This is a genomic window from Sulfurospirillum diekertiae (genome assembly GCF_011769985.2).
Classification (GTDB): Bacteria; Campylobacterota; Campylobacteria; order Campylobacterales; family Sulfurospirillaceae; genus Sulfurospirillum; species Sulfurospirillum diekertiae.
The window spans coordinates 979868-1003806 of record NZ_CP039734.2 but is presented as its reverse complement, the minus strand read 5'-3'; the positions used below and the strand labels follow the sequence as shown (position 1 = coordinate 1003806).

Here is a 23939-nt window from a genome sequence, read left to right as displayed (position 1 = left end):
AATATGTATAAAAAACTCATCATAGTATCTCTACTCGCAACATTTCCGCTTCTTGCCATAGAGAGTGCTGGCGTTGTTACTAAAATTTCTGATAGTTCTACACTACATATGGTGTTAGGGCAATCTGAGGAAACCGTTAGAATCCTCTACATCGATGTACCGGAAAAATTTAGTAATGCAAAGCTAAATAGAGATGCTAAAAAACTAGGTGTTCCTGCAAAAGATATCCAAGAATTAGGAAAGTTGGCAAGCGACTATGCTTCTAAGTTTTTTAAAAAAGGTGACAAGGTTATTGTTGAGTCAGACAAAAAAGATCAAGCGGGACGAATACTCGCAACCGTAAATAAAAATAGTGTTGATTACTCATTACAAATGATTGAAGATGGTTTTGCCTGTATTAATAAAAAAGCTGCCTATCCTGGTGAGCTTGAAAAAGCTTTGAAAAATGCGAAGGAAGAGAAAAAAGGTCTTTGGGCAATTAATTATGATGTTATGAATAAATTGTGCCGATAATAGTAAACCGTAAGATCCATGACGCATTGACCTATTTTAGGCTATATATTCGCCTGTTGTACAAGTGAATATATACCTATTGCCTTAACCATAATCTTTAAGATAGAATACGAATTAGACAGTATAAAATTGTATAAATTTGAATGATCAGAGGGATTGAATGGGCGATGAAGCAACTGCAATGATGAAAGCATTTTTAGATAAAAACGAAATAGCTTATGATTCCGGCGTGGGAAAAGAGAAGTTTTCTGTAAATTATTATATCAATCATGACCTTGTAGAATCCATGATTGCAACAGTGACGTTTTATATGAATAATCCAGAATTTGTGGATACTATTACTATAGGAGAGCTAGATTCTCACCAGTACCATACAGGATTTTCACAGCGTTATCAAGAATATAAGTTTGATGAGATGCAAAATAGCTTTACAATACATGGAGCATCAAGCCAAAAACATAACAACATGCCCTTTAACGTTGTGATACGACCTCTTTAACACGCTTGTGTTATTAAGGTTTGAGCCACTGACACATTGATCGCTTTGGATAAGAACAAGAAGACTATAAAAAAAATTACTTCACCCTTTTATACACTGTTTTATAACCGCCAGCTTCGGTAGAAATCGTATTCTGATCAATAATTTTATAAGCATTTCCTACTTTAATCGTGTCATCAAATACAATGACTTTGTTCTCTTCAACATCATAACTTACAGGATTTTTTGTACCAAAAGAGGACATACTCTTTCGATCAAACTCAATTTCCATAATGCCTAAAGCTGTCTGTGTTCTCCATTTTCCAAGCAACGGGTTTGGACTGATAAGTGGCTCGATAATATATTTAAGAGCCAGTATCATTACAACAGCCATAATGCTCCCTAGAAAAAGTTTAAACACGAAAAAATGACTTTTGAGAACCTGCTTTTGAGGAGTACGTTTACGAGGTCTTGATACCCTTGCCCTACGCAATGTTTTTGGTTTTAAAGATTGTAATTGTCTCGATTTATCTTTTTTTTGGATTTTCTTATCATCAAACATTCAACACCTTATTATTGATTAGACTCTCATCATTATAGCATGTTAAAAATGGTCTTATTTTATTTTACATGTAAGCTTTTTTAGCTCTCTCATCGTCCTTAAAAGGTTCTAGTGCTATAATTTTTAATCAAAAAAACTAACACATAAGGTACATAATGTTTTCTAAATTTATGAAATTTTTTGAAGTTAAAGAGGACGAGACACTTGATTATATGGATCCCGATAAACTGCTTAAAAAGAAAAAACGTGTTTTAAAAGACCCTTTAAATCAAGAGGAAGAAGATGAATTTTTTCGTCAATTAGAAGAGGAAGAGAACACATCTGAGCGTCAAAATACCTATAAAGAACCTCGTTCGGCCCCTAAACAAAATATCTCGCGCGAATCTGTTTTGAAAAAAATGAGCCAATGTATGAAAGAGCGAGACTGGAATCCCAAACATCACCCTAAAATTGTCATCACTGTAGCCTGTGTACTTCTTGGCTCTGTCGTTGTAGCAATGATACTGTATGAAGCACCTAATCCTCTCATTGGGAAATGGAAACCACAAGGCAAAAATGTTTTTCCTCCCACAGGCGATATAGAATTTTTTAAGGATAAAGTCCAAATGATGGGTGCAACTACCATCGTACATTACAAGATTGATCATTCTAACATTCGTATTATAAACCCACTTACCAACACAAGCATTACCTTTGTACTCAAAGATGATAAAAATATTGAGTCCGATCTTTTCGGTGTCAAAACAAATTATAGAAAAGTTGAAAAATGAGCCTAAAAAAAACCAATGCGGCGCGTTTTTTGGATACGCTCAAACTACCGTATGAGATGACTTCGTATGAAGTGGATGAAGAAGATTTGAGTGCGACACATGCAGCACATGCACTTGGGGTAGATGCGGCGTGTGTGTTTAAAACACTGGTTGCGAGAGATGACGCAAAACATATTATTGTAGCATGTATTCCTGCCGCTGAGGAGATTGACCTCAAAGCCTTAGCCAAAGTGGCTGGTGTAAAACGCTGTGAACTCGTTGCGGTTAAAGAGCTATTAGGACTTACAGGATACATTCGTGGTGGCTGTTCACCCCTTGCGATGAAAAAAGCCTATCCAACGTTTATCGACACATCGATCACCACGCACGAGAAAGTTTATGTCAGCGCAGGGCTTCGAGGTGTGCAACTTTACCTAGCGCCGACTATTCTTATACAAGCATCTAAAGCCATCTGTGAGCCTTTAATAAAGCTGTAAATTTTTTACATGTAAAGATTTTGCAACGCATTTATCACACTTGTCATATACAATGCTTTCAACAAAACATTGGGAGAAAAGAATGTTTGAAAGTATCTCCTTTATTAAGCGAGTTGAAGATTTGCCAAGGGTGCTTAAAAAAGGCTCTTATCTTTTACTAATAGCAGAAGAAACACCCTTTTTGGAAATCCAAAAAATGGCAGATGTCGAGGTATGTGGTGCTATTTTCCCAAGAGTTATTTTTAATGGAAAAAGTTTTGCTGAAGGCATTATTGTAGCAAAGCTCCTCCCTACGACAACCATGCAAATCATTGATATTAGTGATCTTTCGAGATTCGATCCTCCTCAAAATATCTGCTCTATTTTTGCGATTCTTGATGGATTTTCAGCACGAATAGATGAGTTTTTGGAAGAATTTTACTCGCTGATTCCCAAAAATACAAAATTAATTGGTGGTGGGGCAGGGAAATCAAACCTGATACAAGAACCCGTTATCTTTGACATGCAACGCTATTACCTCAATAATGCCATCATCCTTTCATCTGTCAGTACCATTGGACTGGGTGTCAAACATGGGTGGAAACCTCTCGTTGGACCTTTCATCGCAACCAATAGCCATGACAATATCTTAGAAAAAATCAACTTTAAAGATGCCTTTGATGTCTATAAAGAAGCCATAGAAAAAGACGGGGGCTTAGATTTTGATACGACTCCTTTTTTTCAAATTTCACAACGATACCCACTGGGAATTGTGCGGTATAAGAAAGATTTTATTGTCAGAGAACCTGTCACAACCAATGGAAAAAATATTGTTTTAGTGGGGAAGCTTGACTCAAATTCTGTTTTGTCTATTCTTAAAGGAGAAAAAGAGGAGATTATCAGCGCCGCACACGATGCCGCTTTACTTTCACGTTGTGAGATCCCTGATGAGTCGATTCAATCCGTGTTACTCGTCGATTGTATTTCTCGTTTTTTATTTTTAGATAAAGATTTCTCAAAAGAGATCAAAGCCATTGCCAATGCCTATCCATCTAAAACAATGATTTGGGGCATCCTCAGTCTTGGTGAAATTGCCAATGCCGATCAAGAGTGCATCGAATTTTACAATAATACCTGTGTCGTGGGTACACTTTAAATACTGTCATACATTGTGTGTATTAGGATCTTTATGGTATTTTATTCTTGCCTCTCACATTTATGAATACCTTGTCTCTTAGGAGTATTTTATGCAACAGCTTAATGAACAACTTTTAATTACCTTTGAATGTGTCAGCGCCATCGGTACTTCGCTTCAACTCACAGAGATGATGGAGCATTTTTTAAAAGTATTTTCACGCAAGACTGGAGCATTGGCTTCAATTTACTGGGAATATGACAAACATACACAAAAACACAAGCAAATCTGTTTCTATGGTAAAAAAGCGTTTCAAGACCTTTTAGTGCTACCTTCATCGCTTACTCAGTATGACACCATTACTTTTAATGAAACCAATGGCAAATACCTTTTACATGTAAAGATTATGGACGATTGGATTGTCTTCATTTTTGATGCAACCAAAGCTGAAATGGATCTGATTCAAGAGATTATCTCCTTATTTCAAGCAAAACTTGAAAACGCTGTTTGCGCCTGTAAGAACCATCTGGAACTCATAGAGATCAATCAAACGCTAGAGCGACGCATTGAAGAAGAAGTCGCTAAAAATAGAGAAAAAGACAAACACATCTTGCAACAGTCCCGCTTAGCACAAATGGGAGAGATGATCAGTATGATTGCCCACCAATGGAGGCAACCACTGGGTTCTATTTCAACAGTTGCAGCGTCTATTAAACTGAAAATCATGCTGAATCGTTTTGACTATTCAACGATTGAAGGGCAAGAAGCCAGCAAAGCTTTTTTAGAAGAAGCGATGAGTAAAATCGAATCTTATGTGCAATTTCTCACACGAACCATTGATGATTTTCGTAACTTTTTCAAACCCAATAAACAAAAAGAGAGCATTACGCTCTCTCAGCTTATCAACCGAACACTGGAAATCATCGGAAAAGCGCTTGAAATTAATGGCATTACGATCAATATTCAAACACATGCTACCACTGAAATTTTTACCTATGCCAATGAAGTCACCCAAGTAATACTCAACATTCTCAAAAATGCGGAAGATGTTATCAAAGAAAGAGAGATCATAAACCCAAATATACAGATTACCATTGGTACGGAAGACGCATGGCAAACCATCTCTATTACCGATAATGCAGGAGGCATACCGGCAACGGTTCTACCTCATATTTTTGAGCCATATTTTTCTACGAAACAAGAAAAAAATGGAACAGGGTTGGGACTCTATATGTCAAAAACGATCATCGAAGAGCATTGTGGAGGTCAAATACTAGCAACCAATACGCCAACAGGTGCCCAATTTACCATTAAGCTCAAAGAAGGTTAATTCTATAATGCAAAATACTCTTTCCAAACTTATCAAAAAAGAATATCTTAAATCAATTATTTTCCCTTTACTCCTTATTGAAATGATGCTCCTTTTGGCTTATTTTTGGAGCAATGCTTACGTTAATGAAACAAATAAAAATGCACTGATTGAAGAGACAAAAGCACAGATTAAAGAGATCAGTAAACGCTCAGCGACCATTATCAATAATGAATTTAAAATGATTTCAAATATTACACTTCTCTTTCAAAAAGAGCACGAAAACTTTTTCGCTTCCTATGAACCTTTACATGTAAACACCCAAGACCATACATACAGCCTTACCAAAACTGGAGTTATTACCAATACCAAAAAACATGAAGATTCCTGTACTCTCTTTTATTCCAACATACAAAAAGAGACTCCTAACCGTTTAGAAAAGGCCATTGCAACTGAAAAACTTGATGTTTTTTACAATGCCGTCTTGCAAACAAATACCAACATCGCCCAAGTCTATTTTAACAGTTATGACTCCATGAACAGGCTTTGTCCTTTTATGCCTGATGCACTAGGACAATATGCTCACGATATAGATATTCCTACCTATAATTTTTACTACCTTGCCGACGAAAAACATAACCCGCAAAAAAAAGTAGTCTGGACAAACACTTACTTGGATCCCGCAGGAAAGGGATGGATGATCAGTGCCATTGCGCCTGTATATAAAGAAGACTTTCTTGAAGGTGTTGTCGGTATTGATGTGACGATTGACCAACTTATCAGCAATATTCTCTCTCTCAAACTCCCCTATACTTCTATGACAATGCTGGTTGATGAAAATGGTAATATTTTAGGGATGAATGAGGCTTTAAAACCGTATCTTGGCATGCAATCGTCAACACCAATGCCAACAGAGCATAAAGCTGATAATTTAAACCTTTTTACCAATAAGACCAACCTTTTGGCCATGTCGCTTGGCCGCATTTTACAAGAGAACAGTCCTATGATAGAATTTCATGATCAGCATGCTGATTTTCTCATCACACAAAATGCCATCCCCGAAACACATTGGAAAGTGGTCCTCTTACTTGACCAAGATTCATTGCTTGCAACGACCACAAGACTTAAAGCAAAAACCAATTTTATCGGATATATCGCACTAGGTTTAATGGCGCTGTTTTATCTCATTTTTCTTTACATATTTCTAGCACGAGCCGATAAATTTTCACACCAAATTCTAGCACCATTGCACGATCTCATTGAAGCAACAAAACAATTTAAAGATAAACTTGTCACAACTCAGATAGAATACTCCAATATTGTGGAAATCAATATTCTGTTGGAAAATTTTATGGCAATGAGTCAAGAATTGCAAGGGTTATATAATTCAATGGAACGCAAGATCAAAGAAGGTGTCATCGAAAATATGGAGACACAAAAAATGCTCATTTATCAATCACGCTTAGCACAAATGGGTGAAATGATCAGTATGATAGCCCATCAATGGCGTCAACCTTTAGGTGCTATTTCCACTGTCACTGCCAGCATTAGACTCAAACAAAGCCTTAATAAATTTGATTTAACAACAGAAGAAGGACGAGAAGAGCAAGATGTATTTTTAAATACAGCCATTGGTAAAATCGAAAGTTATGTCCAATTCTTAACCAATACTGTCGATGATTTTAGAAACTTTTTTAAACCAAATCAACATTGCGAGAAAAGCTCTCTTCCCATTATTATTGAGAAAGCAATTAAAATTATTGGCAAAAGCCTGGAAGTACACCAGATAGCATTACATGTAAAGAATAGTTCAACTCGCGAAATTATCACTTATGAGACACAAATTATGCAAGTTTTGATCAATATTATCCAAAATGCACAAGATGCCATTTTTGAAAAGAAGTTAAAAGATGGTACGATATGGATTAATACTTATGAGGAAAATTCATTTTTTATCATTGAAATTGAAGATAACGCTGGGGGAATTCCGGATGAAAATATCCGTAAAATATTTGATCCTTATTTTTCAACTAAAGCTCAAAAAAATGGTACAGGATTAGGACTTTATATGTCAAAAGCAATTATTGAAGAGCATTGTCATGGCTCTTTACAAGTCACAAATACGTTGAAAGGTGCAAAATTTATCATTAAAATATCTGGAGAATACAGTGACAATTAGCCTTAAAGATCTTTTGACCTTGACCTCATCTTTACGCATTTTATATGTGGAAGATGATGTTGTATTGCGAGAAAACACTATTGCCCTTTTACATGATCTTTTTGGAGAAATCCACGAGGCAAGTGATGGAAATGAAGCCTTATTACTCTACAAAAAATCTGAAAACTTCTATGACATCGTCATCACTGATCTCAATATGCCTCAAATGAACGGAATGGATCTGATTAAAAATATTCAAATTATCAACCCCAAACAACCTATTATTGTTGTTTCTGCACACAATGAAACCGAATATTTTTTAGAGAGTATTCGCAACAATGTGAATGGCTATATTTTAAAACCAATCGACTTCAATCAACTTGTGGAAACCATTTACAAAGTTGCTTCATTGGTTAAAGAGCGTCAAGAAAAAGCTAAAAACCAGACTAAATTACAAGAAAAACTCGAAGAGCAATCCTTATTGCTGGCAGAAAATTCTCAAACCGTTCATGAATTTTTAACGATTGACAAAATCACCAAACTTCAAAATGCCACGGTACTTTACAACTTTTTAGATACTTTTGTACAAGACCATGCCTTAACTATTATGCTCTATAACATTGACAATTTTAGCTTTATCAATCAAACCTATAGTACAGACTTCGCCGATGAAGCACTCTTTAAAGTGGGCGAATATTTACAATACAATCTCTCTAAAGAAGTACATCTCTACCGTTACAACTCGGATGAATTTGTCATTATTTTTGATCCACAAATCATCAACCCCGAATTTGTTGCCATTCAAATCCAAGCCTTTTTCAGAGAAACTCCTATTGGTGAATATGAAGAGCAGCCTGTGTACATTACACTCTCATGCGGCATTGCTACGGCAACAAACCCTGCATTGCTACTTCCTAATGCACGTATAGCACTTCGCGAAGCGAGAATGCGTGGTATTCCAAACCAATATAACATTTACAATACGCATGATGCTTTTTTAAAACAAACCAAAATAGAAACGGAATGGATTCAAAAATTTCGTATAGCGATGGAAGAAGATCGTATTATTCCTTATTTTCAGCCTATTATTGATAATGCAACCGGTGAAATCGTCAAATATGAGTGTTTAGCACGTATTGAAGATGATGGTGAGATTATCTCACCTGCTCATTTTTTAGAAGCGGCACGACGTAGTGGCTTGATGAGTAATCTTACACGTCTCATGATTAACAAGTCCTACAAAACGTTCTCTGGACAAAACGTGGCATTTTCACTCAATATTACCAATGAAGACCTGCTCAATTCAAACTTCATTGATTTTTTACAGGCAAAACAAAAAAGCTACAATATAGAACCATCTTTAGTAACATTTGAAATTTTAGAAGACATTATTATCAGTGATGCAAACCATATCCCTTTAGAGAATTTACATATACTTAAAAGTATGGGCTACCTTTTGGCACTGGATGATTTTGGAAGTGATCGCTCAAACTTTAACCGTTTAGAAAAATTAGGTGTGGATTTTTTAAAAATTGATGGTCAGTTTATTAAAAATATCGATACAATCACTCGAAATCAAGATATTGTAGAATCTATTAGCACCATGGCAAAAAAATTGAATATGCCTGTCATTGCAGAATTTGTATCCACCAAAGAAGAATTTGAGATGGTCAAACACTTAGGGGTTGAATATTCTCAAGGTTATTTTTTCAATGCACCTCTAAAATTGCCTATAAACCATGAGCAGTAAGTTTATAACCTCTGTTTTTAAGATTGACAATACACGCTTCATACCCTAATTTATCGCGTACACGTTTTACAAGGGCGCGTAGTGTCGAATTATTAACCTCATCACTTTGCCATATTTCTTGACAAAGCTGTTCATTGCGCACAAATGTATTGGCATTTTTGACTAGAAGAGCGAGTAAAAGTTCCTCTTTAGTCGTAAGTTCTTGTAAAGTGCCCTTTACATGTAAACATTTTGTTTTCAAATCAAAGCTAATACCTTTGTCTAATATCACAACGCTAGGAGCATCATTTTTTGTGTATTGTCGGTGCAGTTGATTGGTGACCTTGATCATCGTATTGATCAAAAGCTGAGAATCAAAAGGCTTTGTTAAAAAACAAAAAATACCTAGATCAATACTTTTAAGAAAATAATCCACCTCTTTATAAGCTGAGATGACGATCACAAGTTGCGAAGGATTTTTTTTCTTAATTTTTTCAACTAAACTAAGACCATTTTGATTGGGAAGCTCAATGTCGGTTATAATCAGATCGTAGATAGAAGTTAAATAGTGCTCATACGCTTCTTCAGCAGAGCCAAAAGCATCTATCGTATCAAAGAAATCTGACAAAAAAATGCTCAGTTCTTCTTTCAAAGAAATATCATCTTCCACGAGAAGTAAAGATAACGGTTCGCTCATTTTTTTTCCTCAATGAGTAAATTGTCTGTTAATCGCCTGTAATTAAGATAAGTATAGCAAAAAACAACTCAAATACAACGCTCAAAAGTATATAATAGAGTCATAAAATCCGTATGGAGAGCCGTAATGGAAAACCAAATTGATCAGCTGATTGCTTGGAGTAAAGAACTAAAAATATTATATGTCGAAGATGACCTTGCTCTTCGTGAAGAAGTATGTCTTTTCCTCAGTGATATTTTTACACAAGTTGATTTAGCCTCCAATGGTGAAGAAGGACTACAAAAACTCTCTCTCACGCATTATGACTTTGTCATTACCGATATCAAAATGCCCCTGATGAATGGTATAGAGATGATTGAAAACATCAAAAGGCTCTATCCCTCACTGCCTATTCTTGTTACCTCTGCTCATAATGAGAGTGACCATCTTATCAAACTCATCAATCTTAATGTCGATAATTTCATCACAAAACCTCTCCAAAGTGAACAAATTTTTAGAGTTTTACATAGCATTGTTAAGCATATTCATGATGAACAAGAACTCAAACACTATAAAAACGAACTCGAAATTACCAACCAAAAACTTAAAAAAATAGCGCATATTCAATCACAATCTATTGATTTGAAAGACTCTCTGCTCAGAGCCTATCAAGAGGCTCTCGATAAAGCAACCATTGTTTCATTGACAGATAAAAATGGCATTATTACCGATGTTAATGAGAATTTCTGTAAAGCAACTGGCTACAGTAAAGAAGAGATTATTGGGCAAAAATATGATGTTCTCTACCATCCTTCCATGAGCAAAGAAATCTATAAAGATATTTGGTCTTGTCTCTTGGCTAAGAAAACATGGCAAGGTCTGATTATCAATCAAACACGTGCATTAACACCTCTGTACAATTATAAAACCATTGTTCCCATCTTAGATGCTAAGGGTGAATTTATAAAATTAATTAGTATTGCACAAGATCTTACGGAACTTTATAAACACAATGAAGAAACGACTAAAGAAAATATTGAACGTGCAATCAATGTTAAAGAAAATGACCTCTTAAAACAGATTCCTTTTGCTTCAGCTCTCCTTTTGGACGATCTTCATTTTGAAAACCACAATACACGTTTTGAAGAAATTGTCAATAATCATGTTGATGAAACATTACTGGGAAAACTGACAACGCACACACTTCATCTTTCAGAATTAGTCAATTTTGAAGAGATGGATTATTTTAATAGTATTGAAGCTATTAAAAATAATTGGCCTTATGATGGTGATATCACGTTTAAAGGTGTTATTCGATCCATTGGGCATCTGCTTGAAGTGCTTGTCAAAATCAGTCAATATGAACCTAATCGCTACATCATTTGCATCGTCAAACAAGAGGATTTTGAATTATGCTGCCAAGTTCAAGAGAGATAACGTTTCATACAGCGATTTCCGCTGCCAGTATCGCGAATGAATCGACATTACAAGTCATTGATAACCAATGCCATTTGCATAAAATAGACCTCAATGAACTCAAAGTAATTAAAAATGCGCCACTTTCAGTTCTACCACAACATGATCTTTTTGACTACTACAAACGACCTTTTACCGTTGGTAAAAATCTTGCCTATATCTCTTTTGCACAACAAGGGACAGAATATGTGATTGATACGCAATCCAAAATCGTTCCCCTGAGTACCTTTCATTACAATCAGCATGATGTCGTAACCAAAGCTGCTTTTAGCGAAAATGATCTTTTACTCATTACCGGCAATGAACGCGGACGTAGTTATATTCTTAACCCAGAAGATGGTACGATCCAAGCCAATCTCCCTGTCGCAAGCGATTCCATTAGTGCCGTAGCACTTTCTGAAGAGTATCATCTATCTGCTTACGCCTCTTTTTCACATGAGTTGGTTGTTTACAAGACCAATAGCTTTAAGATTGTCTTTAAGCAGAAAATTGGCAGCGTCATCGAAATGATGATCTTTGCCGATGATCAAACGCTGCTTGCTATCACACGCAATGGAAAAATGATTAAAATCGATCTTTTCAAGGGTAAAGTTCTTCAAGAGATGTTGCTAGATCAAAATATCTGGCCCTCTGTCATGGTGCTCTCACACAGTAAAAAATTTGTCTATATTGGAACAAGAGAGACCCTACTCTTTGCAGTTTATGTCAAAACGCTTGATATTTTATACCAAGTTAAATTACCCTACTACGGGGTTACCACTCTTTGCAGAACCCAAAACTATTTTATTATGGGATTTAAAACAGGTGAAATTCTTTTCTTTAATCACAGAGAGCACGAAGAACAATTCATTACCTATATTAAACTCAGGCAGATCAAAGAAGCATGCCTTATTTTTCAAAAAAATATTTTTTTAATGTCGCATCGTGAAACCAAAAAAATCTATGAGTATTGGCTGGAAGAAAAAGAGACCATCATGAATCTTCTCTCTCGAGGAGAGATTGAGCAAGCACAGAATATTGCTGAGCCTTTTTTATTTCACCCAAAATGTAAGCTTGAATTTGCGGAAATAGAATCGTTACAACCTGATTTAATGTCACTACAACGCTATATCAGAAGTATGAGTTATGCACCTGCATACTCTTTAGCAACCTTAAAACCAGCACTGAGAAAAAGCTCTTTATTTGCTCAGTTGGAAGCGCTTTGGAATAAAAGTCTCCAAAAAGCACAAATACTCTTAGCACGAGAACCTCTTTTAAATAAAGAAGCAGCCAAGGAGAGTTTAAAAGCCTTTGAGGAAGTCGAAGAGAAAAAAGCCATCATCGAAAATATGCTCAAACGTTCTGGCACTTTTACGATGGCAGAAAATTCGGTTAAAGAGAAAAATTTCACCTTCTATTTCCGATTGGTAGCACAAAATAGCTTTTTAGAGTCTACCTCTTTATACCAAAAAGTCCTCCAAGTCGGTGAACGATTGCAACAAGAAACACTTCACTATTTGGAAGAAAAAAATTACAAACAATCCCTCATTTTAGCTGATCTATTATATCAATTCAGGCCCTACCAAAATCAAGCCATTCGGCTTAAAGAGGTTTCAAAAGCTTTGATTATTCTTGAACACCAGATTGAACATAACATGCTTTTTCAGGCAGTCAAAACACAAGATCAGTTTCAATTACAGAGTCATTATGCCCTCGTTCAAACACTGGAAGAGATGAAAAATACCTTTGGATTAGAACAATATGCGCTCATTGAGACAAAAGCTTATGCTAAAGTTTTTACCAATATTGAGCCTTATATGAACCTCTCCATTTGCAAACAAAATATTGCCAATATTATGAAAAAGCTCTACATCTCGCAATTTAAAGAAGCGGCAAAAGAGATGAATACTGCCATAGATTGGGAAAAATCATTGTCAAATTATTTACAATTTTTTCCAATCGACAAACCCTTAGTGGAATTCGTCAAAGCCTATGATAAGCTAGAACTCTTACAAAGCATCCCCCTCTCATCGCCTCCTTTGGAAAATCCAACCTATCCTAAAAGTGTCTTGAGCTTCTTAATCAAGAAACCACTCATCCACAAAAGTTAATATAGCTTATAGGAACGGCTTGTTATAATCTCCACTTAAACTTAATAATAAAGGCTTTAACTATGAGCGCACTCAAAACATATGACTACACGAAAGAGCAATTGGCAGCTTTTCAATACGCCATTATCAAAACCGAAAAAGGCGATATTGTCATTAAGCTCAATCCAGAAGAGACACCCATAGCGGTTGCAAACTTTGCAACACTCGCAAATGACAAATTCTACGATGGATTGATCTTCCACCGCGTCATTAAAAACTTCATGGCACAAGGTGGTTGTCCCCTTGGTCGTGGAACGGGCGGTCCTGGTTGGAACATCGCTTGCGAATGTAAAGGACAGAAAAGTAAACACAAACGAGGTTCTCTCTCTATGGCACACGCAGGGCCCAATACAGGTGGCAGTCAATTTTTCATCTGCTTCGTAGATTGTCCTCACTTAGATGGCGTTCACACTGTTTTTGGTGCAATTGCTAAAGAGGATAAAGAGAGTTTCAAAGTGCTTGACAGCATTACTCAAAATGATAAAATGATCACTATCGAAATCAAAGATAAACTCTAAAAACTTTTACATGTAAAGAGATTTTCTCTTTACATGTAATTCTCTTGCAACCGTTTGAGGAGATATATTCCCCCTACTTTTGCTATAACATTGTTTATTTTTATGAAGGAATAGATTATGATTGGGCGCATTAATTCTCTCTTCCCTTTTTGGGCTATCCTATTCTCTTGCTTTGCTTATATAAAACCTGAATTTTTCATACCCCATAAAGGAAGCATTACGCCTCTGTTAGCAACGATTATGTTTTTTATGGGAATCACCTTACATTTAGATGATTTTGCTCGTATTCTAAAGCAACCTAAAACTATTTTTGTAGCCGTAATTTTAAAGTTTGTCTGTATGCCGCTTGCAGCACTTTTAATCTCTAAAATGCTTCATTTATCAACGGAACTTTTTGTAGGAATGATACTTGTTGGTGTCGTTTCAGGAGGAACTGCGGCGAATGTTATCGTTTATTTAGCCAAAGGAGATGTTGCCCTTTCCATTACTATCACGATGACATCTACTCTTTTGTCTGTTTTGATCACACCTCTTTTAACCCTTTTATACGTCGGTCAAAGCGTGCCAGTCCCCACATTCGATATGCTTGTGAGCATTTTACAAATTGTTGCAATACCTGTAATTCTCGGTGTTACCCTAAATTATTTTTTGCATGCAACGATTAAACGTTATGAATCCTACTTTGCAATGTTTTCAATGATTACCATTGTTTTTGTCATTTCCATTGTCGTTGCACTCAATCAAAATGCTATCGCATCGATTGGATTTTTGACCATCGTTGGTATCATTCTTCATAACAGTGCAGGACTGCTGAGTGGATATATGGGAGCAAAATGGTTTGGTTTCAATCCTACGATCTGCAAAACGATTGCGATTGATGTCGGCATGCAAAACTCTGGCTTAGCGGTTGCTTTAGCACTCAAATATTTTACACCGCTCAGCGCACTTCCCGGTGCTGTTTTTAGTATTTGGCACAATATCTCTGGTGCTATTTTAGCAGGCTTTTGGTCACAACAAAAAGAGACATATGACACATCAAAAAGCTAAAATGCGTTCTTATATATTAGCCGATAATTTTCCAACCACTTTGCCAATCACCTGAACATCCTCAGCATTGATAACCTCTGGAGCATACGCCTCATTGTCAGAGACAAGAGATACCGTTCCATTGGCGTGGAGTTGCAAACGTTTGATAAATAGACCCACAGGAGTTGAGACAACATAAATACCTGATTTTAAAGCGTTGGTGTACTCTTTGTTGATAAAGACAACATCACCCGTATACAATGTAGGTTCCATCGAATCACCCAAAACATTGATCGCTTGGATATGTTTTATCATACCAATACCGCCAAGCTTGTGTACAATCTCTTCATCAAGGTACATCATCTCACCCTCTTCGTCTTCATTGAGCGCTCCACCACCGGCTGAAGCATAAATATCTCTAAAATAGTGTACACTCGCAAATTTATCCGTTTCTGCTTGTAAACTCTCTACCACTTGATCAAATAAAAGCCAGTTAATCGAAATTTTACGTTTGGCACAAAATTCCAAAATCTCTTTATACGGAATCTTGGCACGATTTTTCATGGTAGCAAGCGTCAGCTGATTGATCCCAAGGGCTTCAGCCACATCTTTGTCAAATACTTTGCGCTCACCCAACTCTTGAGAGAGAATATCTTTAACTTTATGCAAAACAGCTAAAATATCTGGCATTTTATCCTCCAACATTTCATTTTGAAATATTATTATAACATATTTTCAAATTTTATTACAATAATGAAAATTTAATAACTGAGGAGCCTTCCATGAAAAGTTTAATCTGTACCATCAGTCACTCCCGTAAAGTTTACAATGAATTTATGAACCGTTTTGAGCAAAAAATGCTTGTTTTAAGCAATAAGATATTTTAAAAAAGAGACTTCATCTTTATGAAGTCTCTTTAAGAGTAAAAAGAACTAATGTTTCTTTTTAGTGGCATATTGGAAGTAAAACCAAATTATTCCAATAATAGAGAGTAATATCAGTGGAGCAAGTAACGTATTTTCCGAAAAATAGGTGGCAATACGCATCAAAATATCTCCAATTTTATAACTTCCTATACCTAAAATCACTGCCCAAAGAATAGCAGAGATCGTATTGATGATATGAAATTTAGTTTGTGGATATTTGGTTACCCCTATAGTCATTGGAACTAATGTTTTCAGCCCATAGATGAATTTTTGAATAAAGATGATCTTATCACCATATTTTTTCATCAAAATATGACTCAGCGCCAATTTTCTTCGGTGATCTTTAATGTACGGCATCAGTGCTTTTTTATTATAACGTCCCATATAAAACAAAAAAGAACTGCCTATAACGTTTGCAAATGCTGCTACGACGATTGAAGTTGTAAGATCCATCTTTCCAGCATATGAAAGTACACCTGCGGCAATAATCGCAAGCATACCTCCTCCAAAAGAATATAAAAAAAGGATAATGTATCCATAGGTTGTAAGAGAGCTAAGAATATCTTCCACTCAAATCCTTAATAGCTCGTAAGCTTTCGTACTGCTTTGAGAAAATCCTCAATCGCATACGATGAAAGCAATCCATCAGACTCAATAATTTGAGCCGGCGTTATGTTATTGCCATACAACTCAATGTTTTCATCGTAGTCATGATTCATAACCGAGCCATCGAACGAAACACCCACAAAAGCACCTTGTGTTTTGGTATAAGAATAGACCTCTGATTTAAAGTCTGGTTCACTTCCTCTTCCTGCACTATCTCCCGCAGGACCTGCAGCAACAGAAGCATCAACACCCAGTGTGATTTTATTGTTCATCAACTTTTGAACACTATCGGTACTTTCAAAGATCATCAAGATATCTTTTTTCTCAACACCCAGTTGAAAACCAAGTCCCGCTCCACCAAGTTTCACAAAAAATGGATAGCTCCATGAGCCGTCGCTTCGACGGACAACCATAACACCATTGCCTGTTTTTCCGCCAAGGAAGATACTAATTTCTATTGTACCTGGAAAAATGGCAATCGCTTGAGCCTTATCCAAAACTTTTTGAGGAATTCTAATCTTAGAATCACGCATCATGTTTTTAAGTGCATTGGACGAATCCAGTAATTTTTCCTCTGCTGAACCATACAGTGTTGTGGAAATCACTAGTCCCACTATTAAACTAAACCATAGTTTTTTCATCCTGTTTACTCCTTCTATTTTGTGTCACATAGTCAAAAAAAGCACCCTCTTGTCGCATCAGTTCTTCTTGCGTTCCCGACTCGACAATTTTTCCTTTATCCATCACATAGATAAAATCAGCCTTTTTAATGGTACTCAGTCTATGTGCAATGATAATGGTTGTTTTACCTTCAAGATAGTTTTCAAGTGCATTAAACAACTTTGCCTCCGTATGAACATCCAGCGCTGATGTGGACTCATCTAAAATAACCACGTTGGGATTTTGAAGTACCATTCGGGCAATGGACAAACGTTGTCTCTGCCCACCAGAGAGCTTAATACCATGTTTTCCGATTTGTGTTTGTAAACCATCGGGAAGCTCATCAACAAAATGATCAAGCTGTGCTATTTGAAGTGCTTTTTGAACTAACGCTTTATCTATTTTATCATCAATCATTAAATTTTGAGCCATAGAAGCATTAAAAAGTTGTGGATTTTGTAAGACTAAAAAAAGATGTTCACGAACAACATCGAGTCCAATCTCTTTTACGGAAATACCATCAAATAAAATATCTCCTTCTTCCAAAGGGTAAAGTCCAACCAGTAAATGTGCCAGTGTCGTTTTACCACTTCCACTTGCCCCTATTATAGCGATTTTTGAGCCTTTAGGAATAAAAAGGTTAATCTCTTCAAGAATCTTTTTGCCTCCATCATAGCTAAAGCTGACATTTTTCACTTCAATGGCATTGGTGCGATTTTCCCAAAAAGGATTCTTTACATGTAAACCTCTCTCTTCCGTTTTGAGAGCCAAAATTTCATTGATACGATCCAATGCTTTACGTGCATTATGATACGAATATTGGATATTTAAAATATCCTGTATAGGCGCCATCATCACCCAAAGATAACCAAAGATGGAAAGCATTGCACCGATACTAAGGTCAGAATAGGCAACAACAAAAATACTCGCTGCACGAAAGAGCTCAAAGCCTGAAAGAAAGATGAGAAACGAAAGACGATTGGCACCATCGCTTTTATATCCAAAAACAATGGAACGCTCTTTAATGTTCTTAGCTTGCTCTTCCACTTGACCAAAAAAGAGTTTTTCTTTGTTCGTAGCGCGAATTTGCACAAACATGTCGAGTGTTTCTGAAAGGGTGTCTTGGAAAAGCTCAAATGCTTGGTTCTGCTCTTTTTTGAGCTTAGCCACTTTTTTAGCAAGTTTGGTTGTAAAAAGAATGACCACAGGATTGAGCACTAAAATAAAAAGTCCCAATTGCCAATGGATCATTAATAGTACAGCCCCCACCCCCAAAATAGTCAACACTGAAATAATTAATCGGCTAACAAATGACCCTAAAAAATTATCAATAGTTTCAATATCGGTCACCAACAAAGAGGCAGCTTTGCCTGAGCCAAAAAATTCAAATTGATTCATTGCCACATGGCTTAAATGTCTCAAAACTACTTCACGTATTTTAAATGCAATATTTTTGGAGATAATGGTGAAAATTTTAGTCTGCCAATAATTCAGTAAAAAGAAGAAAAAACGAAGTAGCACAACACAAAACAACACAGAAACGATGTAAACATAAGCAGGATTAACATGCCCCAAAAGAGTATCAATACTCTGTGTTACAAACCCTTTTTTTCCAAGAAGAACTTCATCAATTATCATTGGCATCAAAAGAGGTACGGGAGTATTGACAACAACCGCTAAAAAAGCAATGATATTGGCAAAAATGAGCTCTTTTTTATAGTGTTTAAGTTCATGAAAAAGGGTTTTGAAGGTGTAAAGTGTCTGCATTAACGTTCCATACATCAGGATTACATGTAAAGGCAAGACCTTTACATGTAAAAGCTTTTAGCGCGCGAAATCAATAGCGCGAATTTCTCGAATGACGTTAACTTTAATCTCACCAGGATATTGAACTTTGCTCTCAATCTCTTGCGCAATCTCTTTTGCAAGCAATACAGCTTCATCATCATTAATCAGTTTAGCATTGGCAATAACACGAATTTCACGACCCGCATTAATCGCATACACTTGTTTGATTCCTGGTTTATTTTTAGCGATATCTTCAATATCTTGGACACGCTTTAAGAAGCTTTCAAGCACTTCTCGTCTTGCCCCTGGTCGTGCAGCGGAAAGGGTATCGGCTGCACAGACTGCCGCTGATTCAACGGACGTTGGTTCTTCATGTCCATGGTGCGCGAAAATCGCATTGATGACCACATCATGCTCTTTATAACGACGGCAAATCTCTGCACCCAAATCGACATGACTCCCTGCGGTTTCATGGGTTAAGGCTTTACCGATATCATGGAGTATGCCTGCACGACGTGCGAGAAGGACATCGCCACCTGTTTCAGCCGCGATAATACCAGCCAAGTGTGCCACTTCAAGCGAGTGACCAAGGGCATTTTGACCGTAACTGGCTCTAAATTTAAGGCGACCAATGAGTTTCACAAGCTCTGGATGTACTTTGGTCAAGCCAAGGTCGATAACGATATTCTCGCCCTCTTCCGTTAGACTTTGATCAAATTCATCTTTGACTTTTTCATAAATACCTTCAATACGTGCAGGCTGAATTCTGCCATCTTGGACTAAAAGCTCGATAACTTTGGTAGCGATGGCACGACGATAGAGGTTAAAACTGCTTAAGATAATCGCATTAGGCGTATCATCAATGATAATATCCACGCCTAAAAGCATCTCAAGGGTTTTGATATTGCGACCTTCTTTACCAATAATACGACCTTTGAGTTCGTCATCTTTAATGTTGACAACATTAATCAAACGTTCCGCCGCAAACTCGCCTGCAAAACGGGTTGTTGCTTGCGCTAAAATATAGTTCACGCGACGTTTAATATCTTGTTTGGCTTCTTCTTCAAGGCGTCTTACGGTATGGGCGATCTCAGCGCGAGACTGCTCTTCAACTTTGGCTAAAACAATCTCTTTGGCTTCATTTTGAGTCAAACCAGATGAGCGTTCCAATACCACAAGTGCTTCATTGACTTTAACGTTATACTCTTCTTTTAGTTGATTTCCCTCTTCAAATAAAGAGTTTGCATTGGCTTGTAAAAGTTGTAAATCTTCACGTTCTTTTGTGATTTTTTTGAATTCATCTTTATAACTACGCTCTTTTTTCTCAAGATCAAGCATCTTTTCAGAGTGTTCTTTTTTAAGCGTAATCGTTCGGTCTTCGTACTTGCGTTTAGCCTCTAATTCGGCTTCTTTCACTTTAATATTGCTACTACTAAGGATTAACTCCGCTTCGTGTTCAATTGCTTTCGCTTTAGTCCTTGCTTGGGCAACATGTATCTCATAATTTGCTGCTTCCATCTTTTTTGCGATGAAAAATCCTGCAACGCCGCTTACTACGGCAGCTCCGCCGACCGCTAATGACTCTAAGACCATTTTTCCCTCTTTTGATAATAGTTTGATAAGGGGTTAAATAAATATCTGCTGCAATATCATGTTCTTCTGATAAAAGGCTTTGCGTCATACAAAACTCCTTTTGAACAAATGCTATTGGAGGTTTTGGTACAAGAGACTCAAAAAATCGATCATACATCCCTTTTCCAAAACCAATTCTTTTGAATGCCCCATCAACCCCTATGACGGGCACTATCGCAAAATCAATTTTTGGTTTAACAGCAAAAGAGTTTTTAGGCTCTTCAATGTTAAATTTTTTTCTACTTAAAGGCAATCTCCATTTTACCATCTTGAAACTGACGCCTTCCATAAACGGAACATAGACCTTATATTTTCTTCGTCTACATGTAGCGATAACGCCGTTTATATTGGACTCAATCGGCAGTGGGGCATAGAGTAAAACAGAGCGAATTTTAAGGTGACTAAAGAGGCTCAAAATATTTTTTTCCACTATTTTATCACGCTTATAACTATTGCGAACTGCGCAGAGTTTTGCTTTGGCATAAGCGCGAAATTCTGATTTTGTTTCAAACTTAATTTTTTGCATTGTTGTCACTTTAAGGCTTGTTTGACTACAATAATATCCTTTATAATATAAAAAAAGGATATGAATGAAGTTTTGGTTTGCTCTGTTTATCGCGTCCTCAATGCTCTTTTTTAATGGCTGTTCTTCTGATAAGAAAAAAACCGAAGCAAAGTCTGAAAAAGTGCAAGAAGAGGTTAAAAATGAAAAAATTATTCTTCAAGATGTTTCAGGAAAAGAGATTGTTGTTACACCACTTGAAAAAGGCTTTAGCTTTTCAGGCTATGAAAACAAAGTTGTTTTAGTCAACTTTTTTGCAACGTGGTGTCCTCCTTGCAAAGCTGAAATTCCTCACCTTAACAACCTACAAGAAAAATATAAAGATAATTTTGTCATCATTAGTGTTCTTTTAGAAGAAAATAAATCCAATGAAGAGATCAGCAATTTTATGAAATATAACAATATTCATTACATTATTACCAACGGACTTGAAAACTTCAAATTAGCACAAAGTGTAGGTGGTGTCAAAAATATTCCACTGATGTTTTTGTATGACAAAGAAGGCAAATACTCTACGCATTATGTAGGAGCTATTCCTGAAGAGATGATTGACGCTGATATCAAAAAAGTACTTTAATGTTTAGCTTTATTAAAAAAGGGCTTGCTAAAACACTCGGAACCATCAAAGAAATATTGCCTGAAAAAGTTGAGAAAATTGACAAAACGCTTTTAGAAGAGATATTAATTGAGTCGGATATTCCTTATGAATTGGTTGAAGAAATTATTTACTATCTTCCTCCCGCCCAAACCATCGCACGTGAAGATGTCAAGCGTGTACTCAAAGCCTATTTTAAGTATGACACCACTTCTTCTGTTAAAACTTTGCAAAAGCCTTTTGTTGAGCTCATCATTGGTGTTAACGGAGCAGGCAAAACCACAACCATTGCCAAACTAGCTCATAACTATAAAAAAGAGAACCAAAGTGTACTTTTAGGCGCAGCTGACACCTTTAGAGCCGCTGCGATTGAACAACTCAAAAGCTGGGCTGAGAAGATTGATGTAGGTATCATTTACACACAACAAGGGCATGATCCTTCCGCTGTAGCCTATGACACTATCAGTTCTGCCGTGGCAAGAAAACTTGATCATGTCATCATCGACACCGCAGGTCGTCTGCACAACCAAGTCAATCTCGCCAATGAGCTGAAAAAAATTGTTCGTATCTGCGATAAAGCGCTTACGGGTGCACCACACCGTAAAATTCTTATTTTAGATGGAACACAAGGTAGCTCTGCTATTAACCAAGCAAAAGCCTTTCATGAAATGATTCGTATTGATGCTATCATTATTACCAAACTTGATGGAACTGCAAAAGGTGGTTCACTCTTTGGCATTGCAAAAGCATTAGAGCTTCCTATCATCTACGTAGGTGTGGGTGAGGGGAAAGATGATCTGATTCCTTTTAATGCGGATGATTATATTGATACCATTTTAGACTCTATTTTCACCAATACCAATGGCTAAAAAACAGATTCTATTTGAATGCCAAGCATGCGGACACCAAAGTGCTAAATGGCTTGGAAAATGCCCTAATTGTGGTGCGTGGGATGAATATATTGAGCTGAGTGATAAACAAATTGAAGTGCTCAAAGAGATCAATTCCAAACCAGCAACCCATTCCCAAAGTAACGCTATTCCCATCACTGAAGTCAGCTTTGAACAAGTTGAGCGTTACAGTTCAGGAGACAAAGAACTGGATTTGGTACTAGGCGGTGGTATCGTTCAAGGAAGTTTAACACTTATTGGCGGAAGCCCCGGTGTTGGAAAATCAACCCTGCTTCTTAAAATTGCAGGCAACCTTGCAAAAGAGGGAAAAAAAGTTCTCTACGTAAGCGGAGAAGAGTCTTCAAGCCAGATCAAACTGCGTGCAAACCGAGTAGACAGCAACTATCCCAATCTTTACCTTCTTTCTGAAATTAGACTCGATACGATTTTTAAAGAGCTCGATACACACTCTTTTGAAGTTTTGATTATTGACTCTATTCAAACGATTTACAGCGAAAAAGTAGCTTCAGCACCAGGAAGTGTCTCTCAAGTTCGTGAGATCACGTTTGAACTGATGCGTTATGGAAAAGATAAGAATATCGCTATTTTTATCATCGGTCACATTACGAAAGAAGGCTCGATTGCAGGCCCACGTGTGTTAGAACACATGGTTGATACGGTACTTTATTTTGAGGGCGACTCTTCACGTGAACTTCGTCTGCTTCGCGGTTTTAAAAATCGTTTTGGAACAACCAGTGAAGTAGGCATCTTTGAGATGACTAAAGTAGGACTTGTTAGTGCTAAAGATATCTCCAAAAAGTTTTTTACAAGGGGAAAAGCACAAGCAGGTTCCGCCATCACTGTCTTAATGGAAGGAAGCCGTCCTATCGTGTTAGAAGTGCAAGCACTGGTAAGCGATAGCGGTTACCCCAACCCCAAGCGCAGCGCAACAGGGTATGAACTCAACCGCCTTACAATGCTTCTCGCCCTTTTGGAGCGTAAACTTGACCTCCCCTTTAATCAGTACGATGTCTATATTAACATCGCTGGAGGGATTAAAATTAGTGAAACATCGGCTGATCTTGCCATTATTGCAGCGATCATTAGTTCCTACCGCAACCGACCTATTAGCAAAGATACCATTTTTATCGGCGAAGTCTCTTTAATTGGTGATGTCAGAGATATCTTTAACCTTGATCTTAGGCTTAAAGAAGCAAAATCTCAACAGTTTGAAAAAGCGGTCGTTCCTTCTCTCCCATTAGAGAAGATTGAGGGGATCAAGTGTTATAATATTGATGAAGTTTCGAAATTAATCGAATGGATGTAAATTTTTTACGAAATAACAC

The 23939-nt window shown here is 36.9% G+C and carries 23 protein-coding genes; 15 read left to right on the top strand and 8 right to left on the bottom strand.

Annotated features, from left to right (window positions below):
- The first annotated feature begins 3 nt into the window (after positions 1–3).
- Both FA584_RS05070 and FA584_RS05065 read left to right on the top strand, forming a co-directional pair.
- Positions 4–513: a thermonuclease family protein gene (locus tag FA584_RS05070; RefSeq protein WP_167750410.1), complete on the top strand. Its 510-nt coding sequence runs from the start codon at positions 4–6 to the stop codon at positions 511–513.
- Positions 514–673: 160 nt separating this feature from the next.
- Positions 674–1012, top strand: coding sequence for a hypothetical protein (locus FA584_RS05065; protein ID WP_096046396.1), 339 nt, complete (start codon positions 674–676; stop codon positions 1010–1012).
- Positions 1013–1088: 76 nt separating this feature from the next.
- On the opposite strand, the gene FA584_RS05060 is transcribed toward FA584_RS05065, so the two are convergent.
- Positions 1089–1553 (bottom strand): hypothetical protein, encoded by a 465-nt coding sequence (locus FA584_RS05060; protein WP_167750409.1) that lies wholly within the window; start codon positions 1551–1553, stop codon positions 1089–1091.
- A gap of 155 nt (positions 1554–1708) precedes the next feature.
- Here FA584_RS05060 and FA584_RS05055 point away from each other — a divergent pair, with 155 nt between their 5' ends.
- From FA584_RS05055 to FA584_RS05030, 6 genes are all read left to right on the top strand, one after another.
- A complete protein-coding gene (locus tag FA584_RS05055) occupies positions 1709–2323 on the top strand; it encodes a hypothetical protein (protein ID WP_167750408.1) in 615 nt (204 codons plus the stop codon).
- Entirely contained in the window at positions 2320–2799 is a 480-nt protein-coding gene (ybaK, locus tag FA584_RS05050) for a Cys-tRNA(Pro) deacylase (protein WP_167750407.1), read from the top strand. Before FA584_RS05055 ends, ybaK begins: the two co-directional genes overlap by 4 nt.
- 82 nt (positions 2800–2881) lie before the next feature.
- Positions 2882–3934, top strand: coding sequence for an FIST signal transduction protein (locus FA584_RS05045; protein WP_167750406.1), 1053 nt, complete (start codon positions 2882–2884; stop codon positions 3932–3934).
- Positions 3935–4025: 91 nt separating this feature from the next.
- Entirely contained in the window at positions 4026–5243 is a 1218-nt protein-coding gene (locus FA584_RS05040) for a sensor histidine kinase (RefSeq protein ID WP_167750405.1), read from the top strand.
- Between the two features lie 7 nt (positions 5244–5250).
- Positions 5251–7401 carry an ATP-binding protein gene (locus FA584_RS05035; RefSeq protein ID WP_167750404.1) on the top strand — a complete coding sequence of 717 codons (2151 nt, stop codon included), beginning with the start codon at positions 5251–5253 and terminating at the stop codon, positions 7399–7401.
- A complete protein-coding gene (locus FA584_RS05030) occupies positions 7391–9130 on the top strand; it encodes an EAL domain-containing response regulator (protein WP_228448597.1) in 1740 nt (579 codons plus the stop codon). The genes FA584_RS05035 and FA584_RS05030 overlap by 11 nt, the downstream gene beginning before the upstream one ends.
- On the opposite strand, the gene FA584_RS05025 is transcribed toward FA584_RS05030, so the two are convergent.
- Positions 9111–9806, bottom strand: coding sequence for a response regulator transcription factor (locus FA584_RS05025; RefSeq protein WP_167750403.1), 696 nt, complete (start codon positions 9804–9806; stop codon positions 9111–9113). The two genes, FA584_RS05030 and FA584_RS05025, sit on opposite strands and share 20 nt — an antisense overlap.
- A 126-nt stretch (positions 9807–9932) precedes the next feature.
- Between FA584_RS05025 and FA584_RS05020 the strand changes: the two genes are divergently transcribed.
- The 4 genes from FA584_RS05020 (at position 9933) to FA584_RS05005 (ending at position 14955) form a co-directional block, all read left to right on the top strand.
- Complete coding sequence (locus tag FA584_RS05020; protein WP_167750402.1) at positions 9933–11222, top strand: hybrid sensor histidine kinase/response regulator; 1290 nt, start codon at positions 9933–9935, stop codon at positions 11220–11222.
- Positions 11198–13351, top strand: coding sequence for a hypothetical protein (locus FA584_RS05015; protein ID WP_096046387.1), 2154 nt, complete (start codon positions 11198–11200; stop codon positions 13349–13351). Before FA584_RS05020 ends, FA584_RS05015 begins: the two co-directional genes overlap by 25 nt.
- A 62-nt stretch (positions 13352–13413) precedes the next feature.
- Positions 13414–13908 (top strand): peptidylprolyl isomerase, encoded by a 495-nt coding sequence (locus tag FA584_RS05010; RefSeq protein ID WP_096046386.1) that lies wholly within the window; start codon positions 13414–13416, stop codon positions 13906–13908.
- Positions 13909–14025: 117 nt separating this feature from the next.
- Positions 14026–14955 (top strand): bile acid:sodium symporter family protein, encoded by a 930-nt coding sequence (locus tag FA584_RS05005; RefSeq protein WP_096046385.1) that lies wholly within the window; start codon positions 14026–14028, stop codon positions 14953–14955.
- 9 nt (positions 14956–14964) lie between these two features.
- On the opposite strand, the gene FA584_RS05000 is transcribed toward FA584_RS05005, so the two are convergent.
- From FA584_RS05000 to FA584_RS04975, 6 genes are all read right to left on the bottom strand, one after another.
- Positions 14965–15624, bottom strand: coding sequence for a LexA family transcriptional regulator (locus FA584_RS05000; RefSeq protein WP_096046384.1), 660 nt, complete (start codon positions 15622–15624; stop codon positions 14965–14967).
- Positions 15625–15866: 242 nt separating this feature from the next.
- Positions 15867–16430, bottom strand: a complete 564-nt coding sequence (locus tag FA584_RS04995; RefSeq protein WP_096046383.1) for a DedA family protein — start codon at positions 16428–16430, stop codon at positions 15867–15869.
- Positions 16431–16438: 8 nt separating this feature from the next.
- The gene (locus FA584_RS04990) at positions 16439–17107 is read right to left on the bottom strand and encodes a lipid-binding SYLF domain-containing protein (RefSeq protein ID WP_096046382.1); all 669 of its coding nucleotides are present in this window, start codon (positions 17105–17107) and stop codon (positions 16439–16441) included.
- Positions 17088–18893 (bottom strand): ABC transporter ATP-binding protein, encoded by a 1806-nt coding sequence (locus FA584_RS04985; RefSeq protein WP_167750401.1) that lies wholly within the window; start codon positions 18891–18893, stop codon positions 17088–17090. Before FA584_RS04985 ends, FA584_RS04990 begins: the two co-directional genes overlap by 20 nt.
- 57 nt (positions 18894–18950) lie before the next feature.
- On the bottom strand, positions 18951–20507 hold the full coding sequence (rny, locus tag FA584_RS04980) for a ribonuclease Y (RefSeq protein WP_167750400.1): 1557 nt from the start codon (positions 20505–20507) through the stop codon (positions 18951–18953).
- Positions 20413–21072, bottom strand: a complete 660-nt coding sequence (locus tag FA584_RS04975; RefSeq protein WP_228448134.1) for a 5-formyltetrahydrofolate cyclo-ligase — start codon at positions 21070–21072, stop codon at positions 20413–20415. The genes rny and FA584_RS04975 overlap by 95 nt, the downstream gene beginning before the upstream one ends.
- A gap of 64 nt (positions 21073–21136) precedes the next feature.
- On the opposite strand from FA584_RS04975, the gene FA584_RS04970 reads away from it, so the two are divergent.
- From FA584_RS04970 to radA, 3 genes are read left to right on the top strand one after another with little or no spacing between them, the layout of a single operon-like run.
- Positions 21137–21685: a TlpA family protein disulfide reductase gene (locus FA584_RS04970; protein ID WP_167750398.1), complete on the top strand. Its 549-nt coding sequence runs from the start codon at positions 21137–21139 to the stop codon at positions 21683–21685.
- A complete protein-coding gene (gene ftsY, locus FA584_RS04965; protein ID WP_167750397.1) occupies positions 21685–22572 on the top strand; it encodes a signal recognition particle-docking protein FtsY in 888 nt (295 codons plus the stop codon). Before FA584_RS04970 ends, ftsY begins: the two co-directional genes overlap by 1 nt.
- Positions 22565–23920 (top strand): DNA repair protein RadA, encoded by a 1356-nt coding sequence (radA, locus tag FA584_RS04960; RefSeq protein WP_167750396.1) that lies wholly within the window; start codon positions 22565–22567, stop codon positions 23918–23920. Before ftsY ends, radA begins: the two co-directional genes overlap by 8 nt.
- The last annotated feature ends 19 nt before the right edge of the window (positions 23921–23939 follow it).

Coding starts and splice junctions, on each gene's coding strand:
- FA584_RS05070 (WP_167750410.1), top strand. CDS start 4: ATGTATAAAAAACTCATCATAGTATCTCTACTCGCAACATTTCCGCTT.
- FA584_RS05065 (WP_096046396.1), top strand. CDS start 674: ATGGGCGATGAAGCAACTGCAATGATGAAAGCATTTTTAGATAAAAAC.
- FA584_RS05060 (WP_167750409.1), bottom strand. CDS start 1,553: ATGTTTGATGATAAGAAAATCCAAAAAAAAGATAAATCGAGACAATTA.
- FA584_RS05055 (WP_167750408.1), top strand. CDS start 1,709: ATGTTTTCTAAATTTATGAAATTTTTTGAAGTTAAAGAGGACGAGACA.
- ybaK (WP_167750407.1), top strand. CDS start 2,320: ATGAGCCTAAAAAAAACCAATGCGGCGCGTTTTTTGGATACGCTCAAA.
- FA584_RS05045 (WP_167750406.1), top strand. CDS start 2,882: ATGTTTGAAAGTATCTCCTTTATTAAGCGAGTTGAAGATTTGCCAAGG.
- FA584_RS05040 (WP_167750405.1), top strand. CDS start 4,026: ATGCAACAGCTTAATGAACAACTTTTAATTACCTTTGAATGTGTCAGC.
- FA584_RS05035 (WP_167750404.1), top strand. CDS start 5,251: ATGCAAAATACTCTTTCCAAACTTATCAAAAAAGAATATCTTAAATCA.
- FA584_RS05025 (WP_167750403.1), bottom strand. CDS start 9,806: ATGAGCGAACCGTTATCTTTACTTCTCGTGGAAGATGATATTTCTTTG.
- FA584_RS05020 (WP_167750402.1), top strand. CDS start 9,933: ATGGAAAACCAAATTGATCAGCTGATTGCTTGGAGTAAAGAACTAAAA.
- FA584_RS05015 (WP_096046387.1), top strand. CDS start 11,198: ATGCTGCCAAGTTCAAGAGAGATAACGTTTCATACAGCGATTTCCGCT.
- FA584_RS05010 (WP_096046386.1), top strand. CDS start 13,414: ATGAGCGCACTCAAAACATATGACTACACGAAAGAGCAATTGGCAGCT.
- FA584_RS05005 (WP_096046385.1), top strand. CDS start 14,026: ATGATTGGGCGCATTAATTCTCTCTTCCCTTTTTGGGCTATCCTATTC.
- FA584_RS05000 (WP_096046384.1), bottom strand. CDS start 15,624: ATGCCAGATATTTTAGCTGTTTTGCATAAAGTTAAAGATATTCTCTCT.
- FA584_RS04990 (WP_096046382.1), bottom strand. CDS start 17,107: ATGAAAAAACTATGGTTTAGTTTAATAGTGGGACTAGTGATTTCCACA.
- FA584_RS04985 (WP_167750401.1), bottom strand. CDS start 18,893: ATGCAGACACTTTACACCTTCAAAACCCTTTTTCATGAACTTAAACAC.
- rny (WP_167750400.1), bottom strand. CDS start 20,507: ATGGTCTTAGAGTCATTAGCGGTCGGCGGAGCTGCCGTAGTAAGCGGC.
- FA584_RS04975 (WP_228448134.1), bottom strand. CDS start 21,072: ATGCAAAAAATTAAGTTTGAAACAAAATCAGAATTTCGCGCTTATGCC.
- FA584_RS04970 (WP_167750398.1), top strand. CDS start 21,137: ATGAAGTTTTGGTTTGCTCTGTTTATCGCGTCCTCAATGCTCTTTTTT.
- ftsY (WP_167750397.1), top strand. CDS start 21,685: ATGTTTAGCTTTATTAAAAAAGGGCTTGCTAAAACACTCGGAACCATC.
- radA (WP_167750396.1), top strand. CDS start 22,565: ATGGCTAAAAAACAGATTCTATTTGAATGCCAAGCATGCGGACACCAA.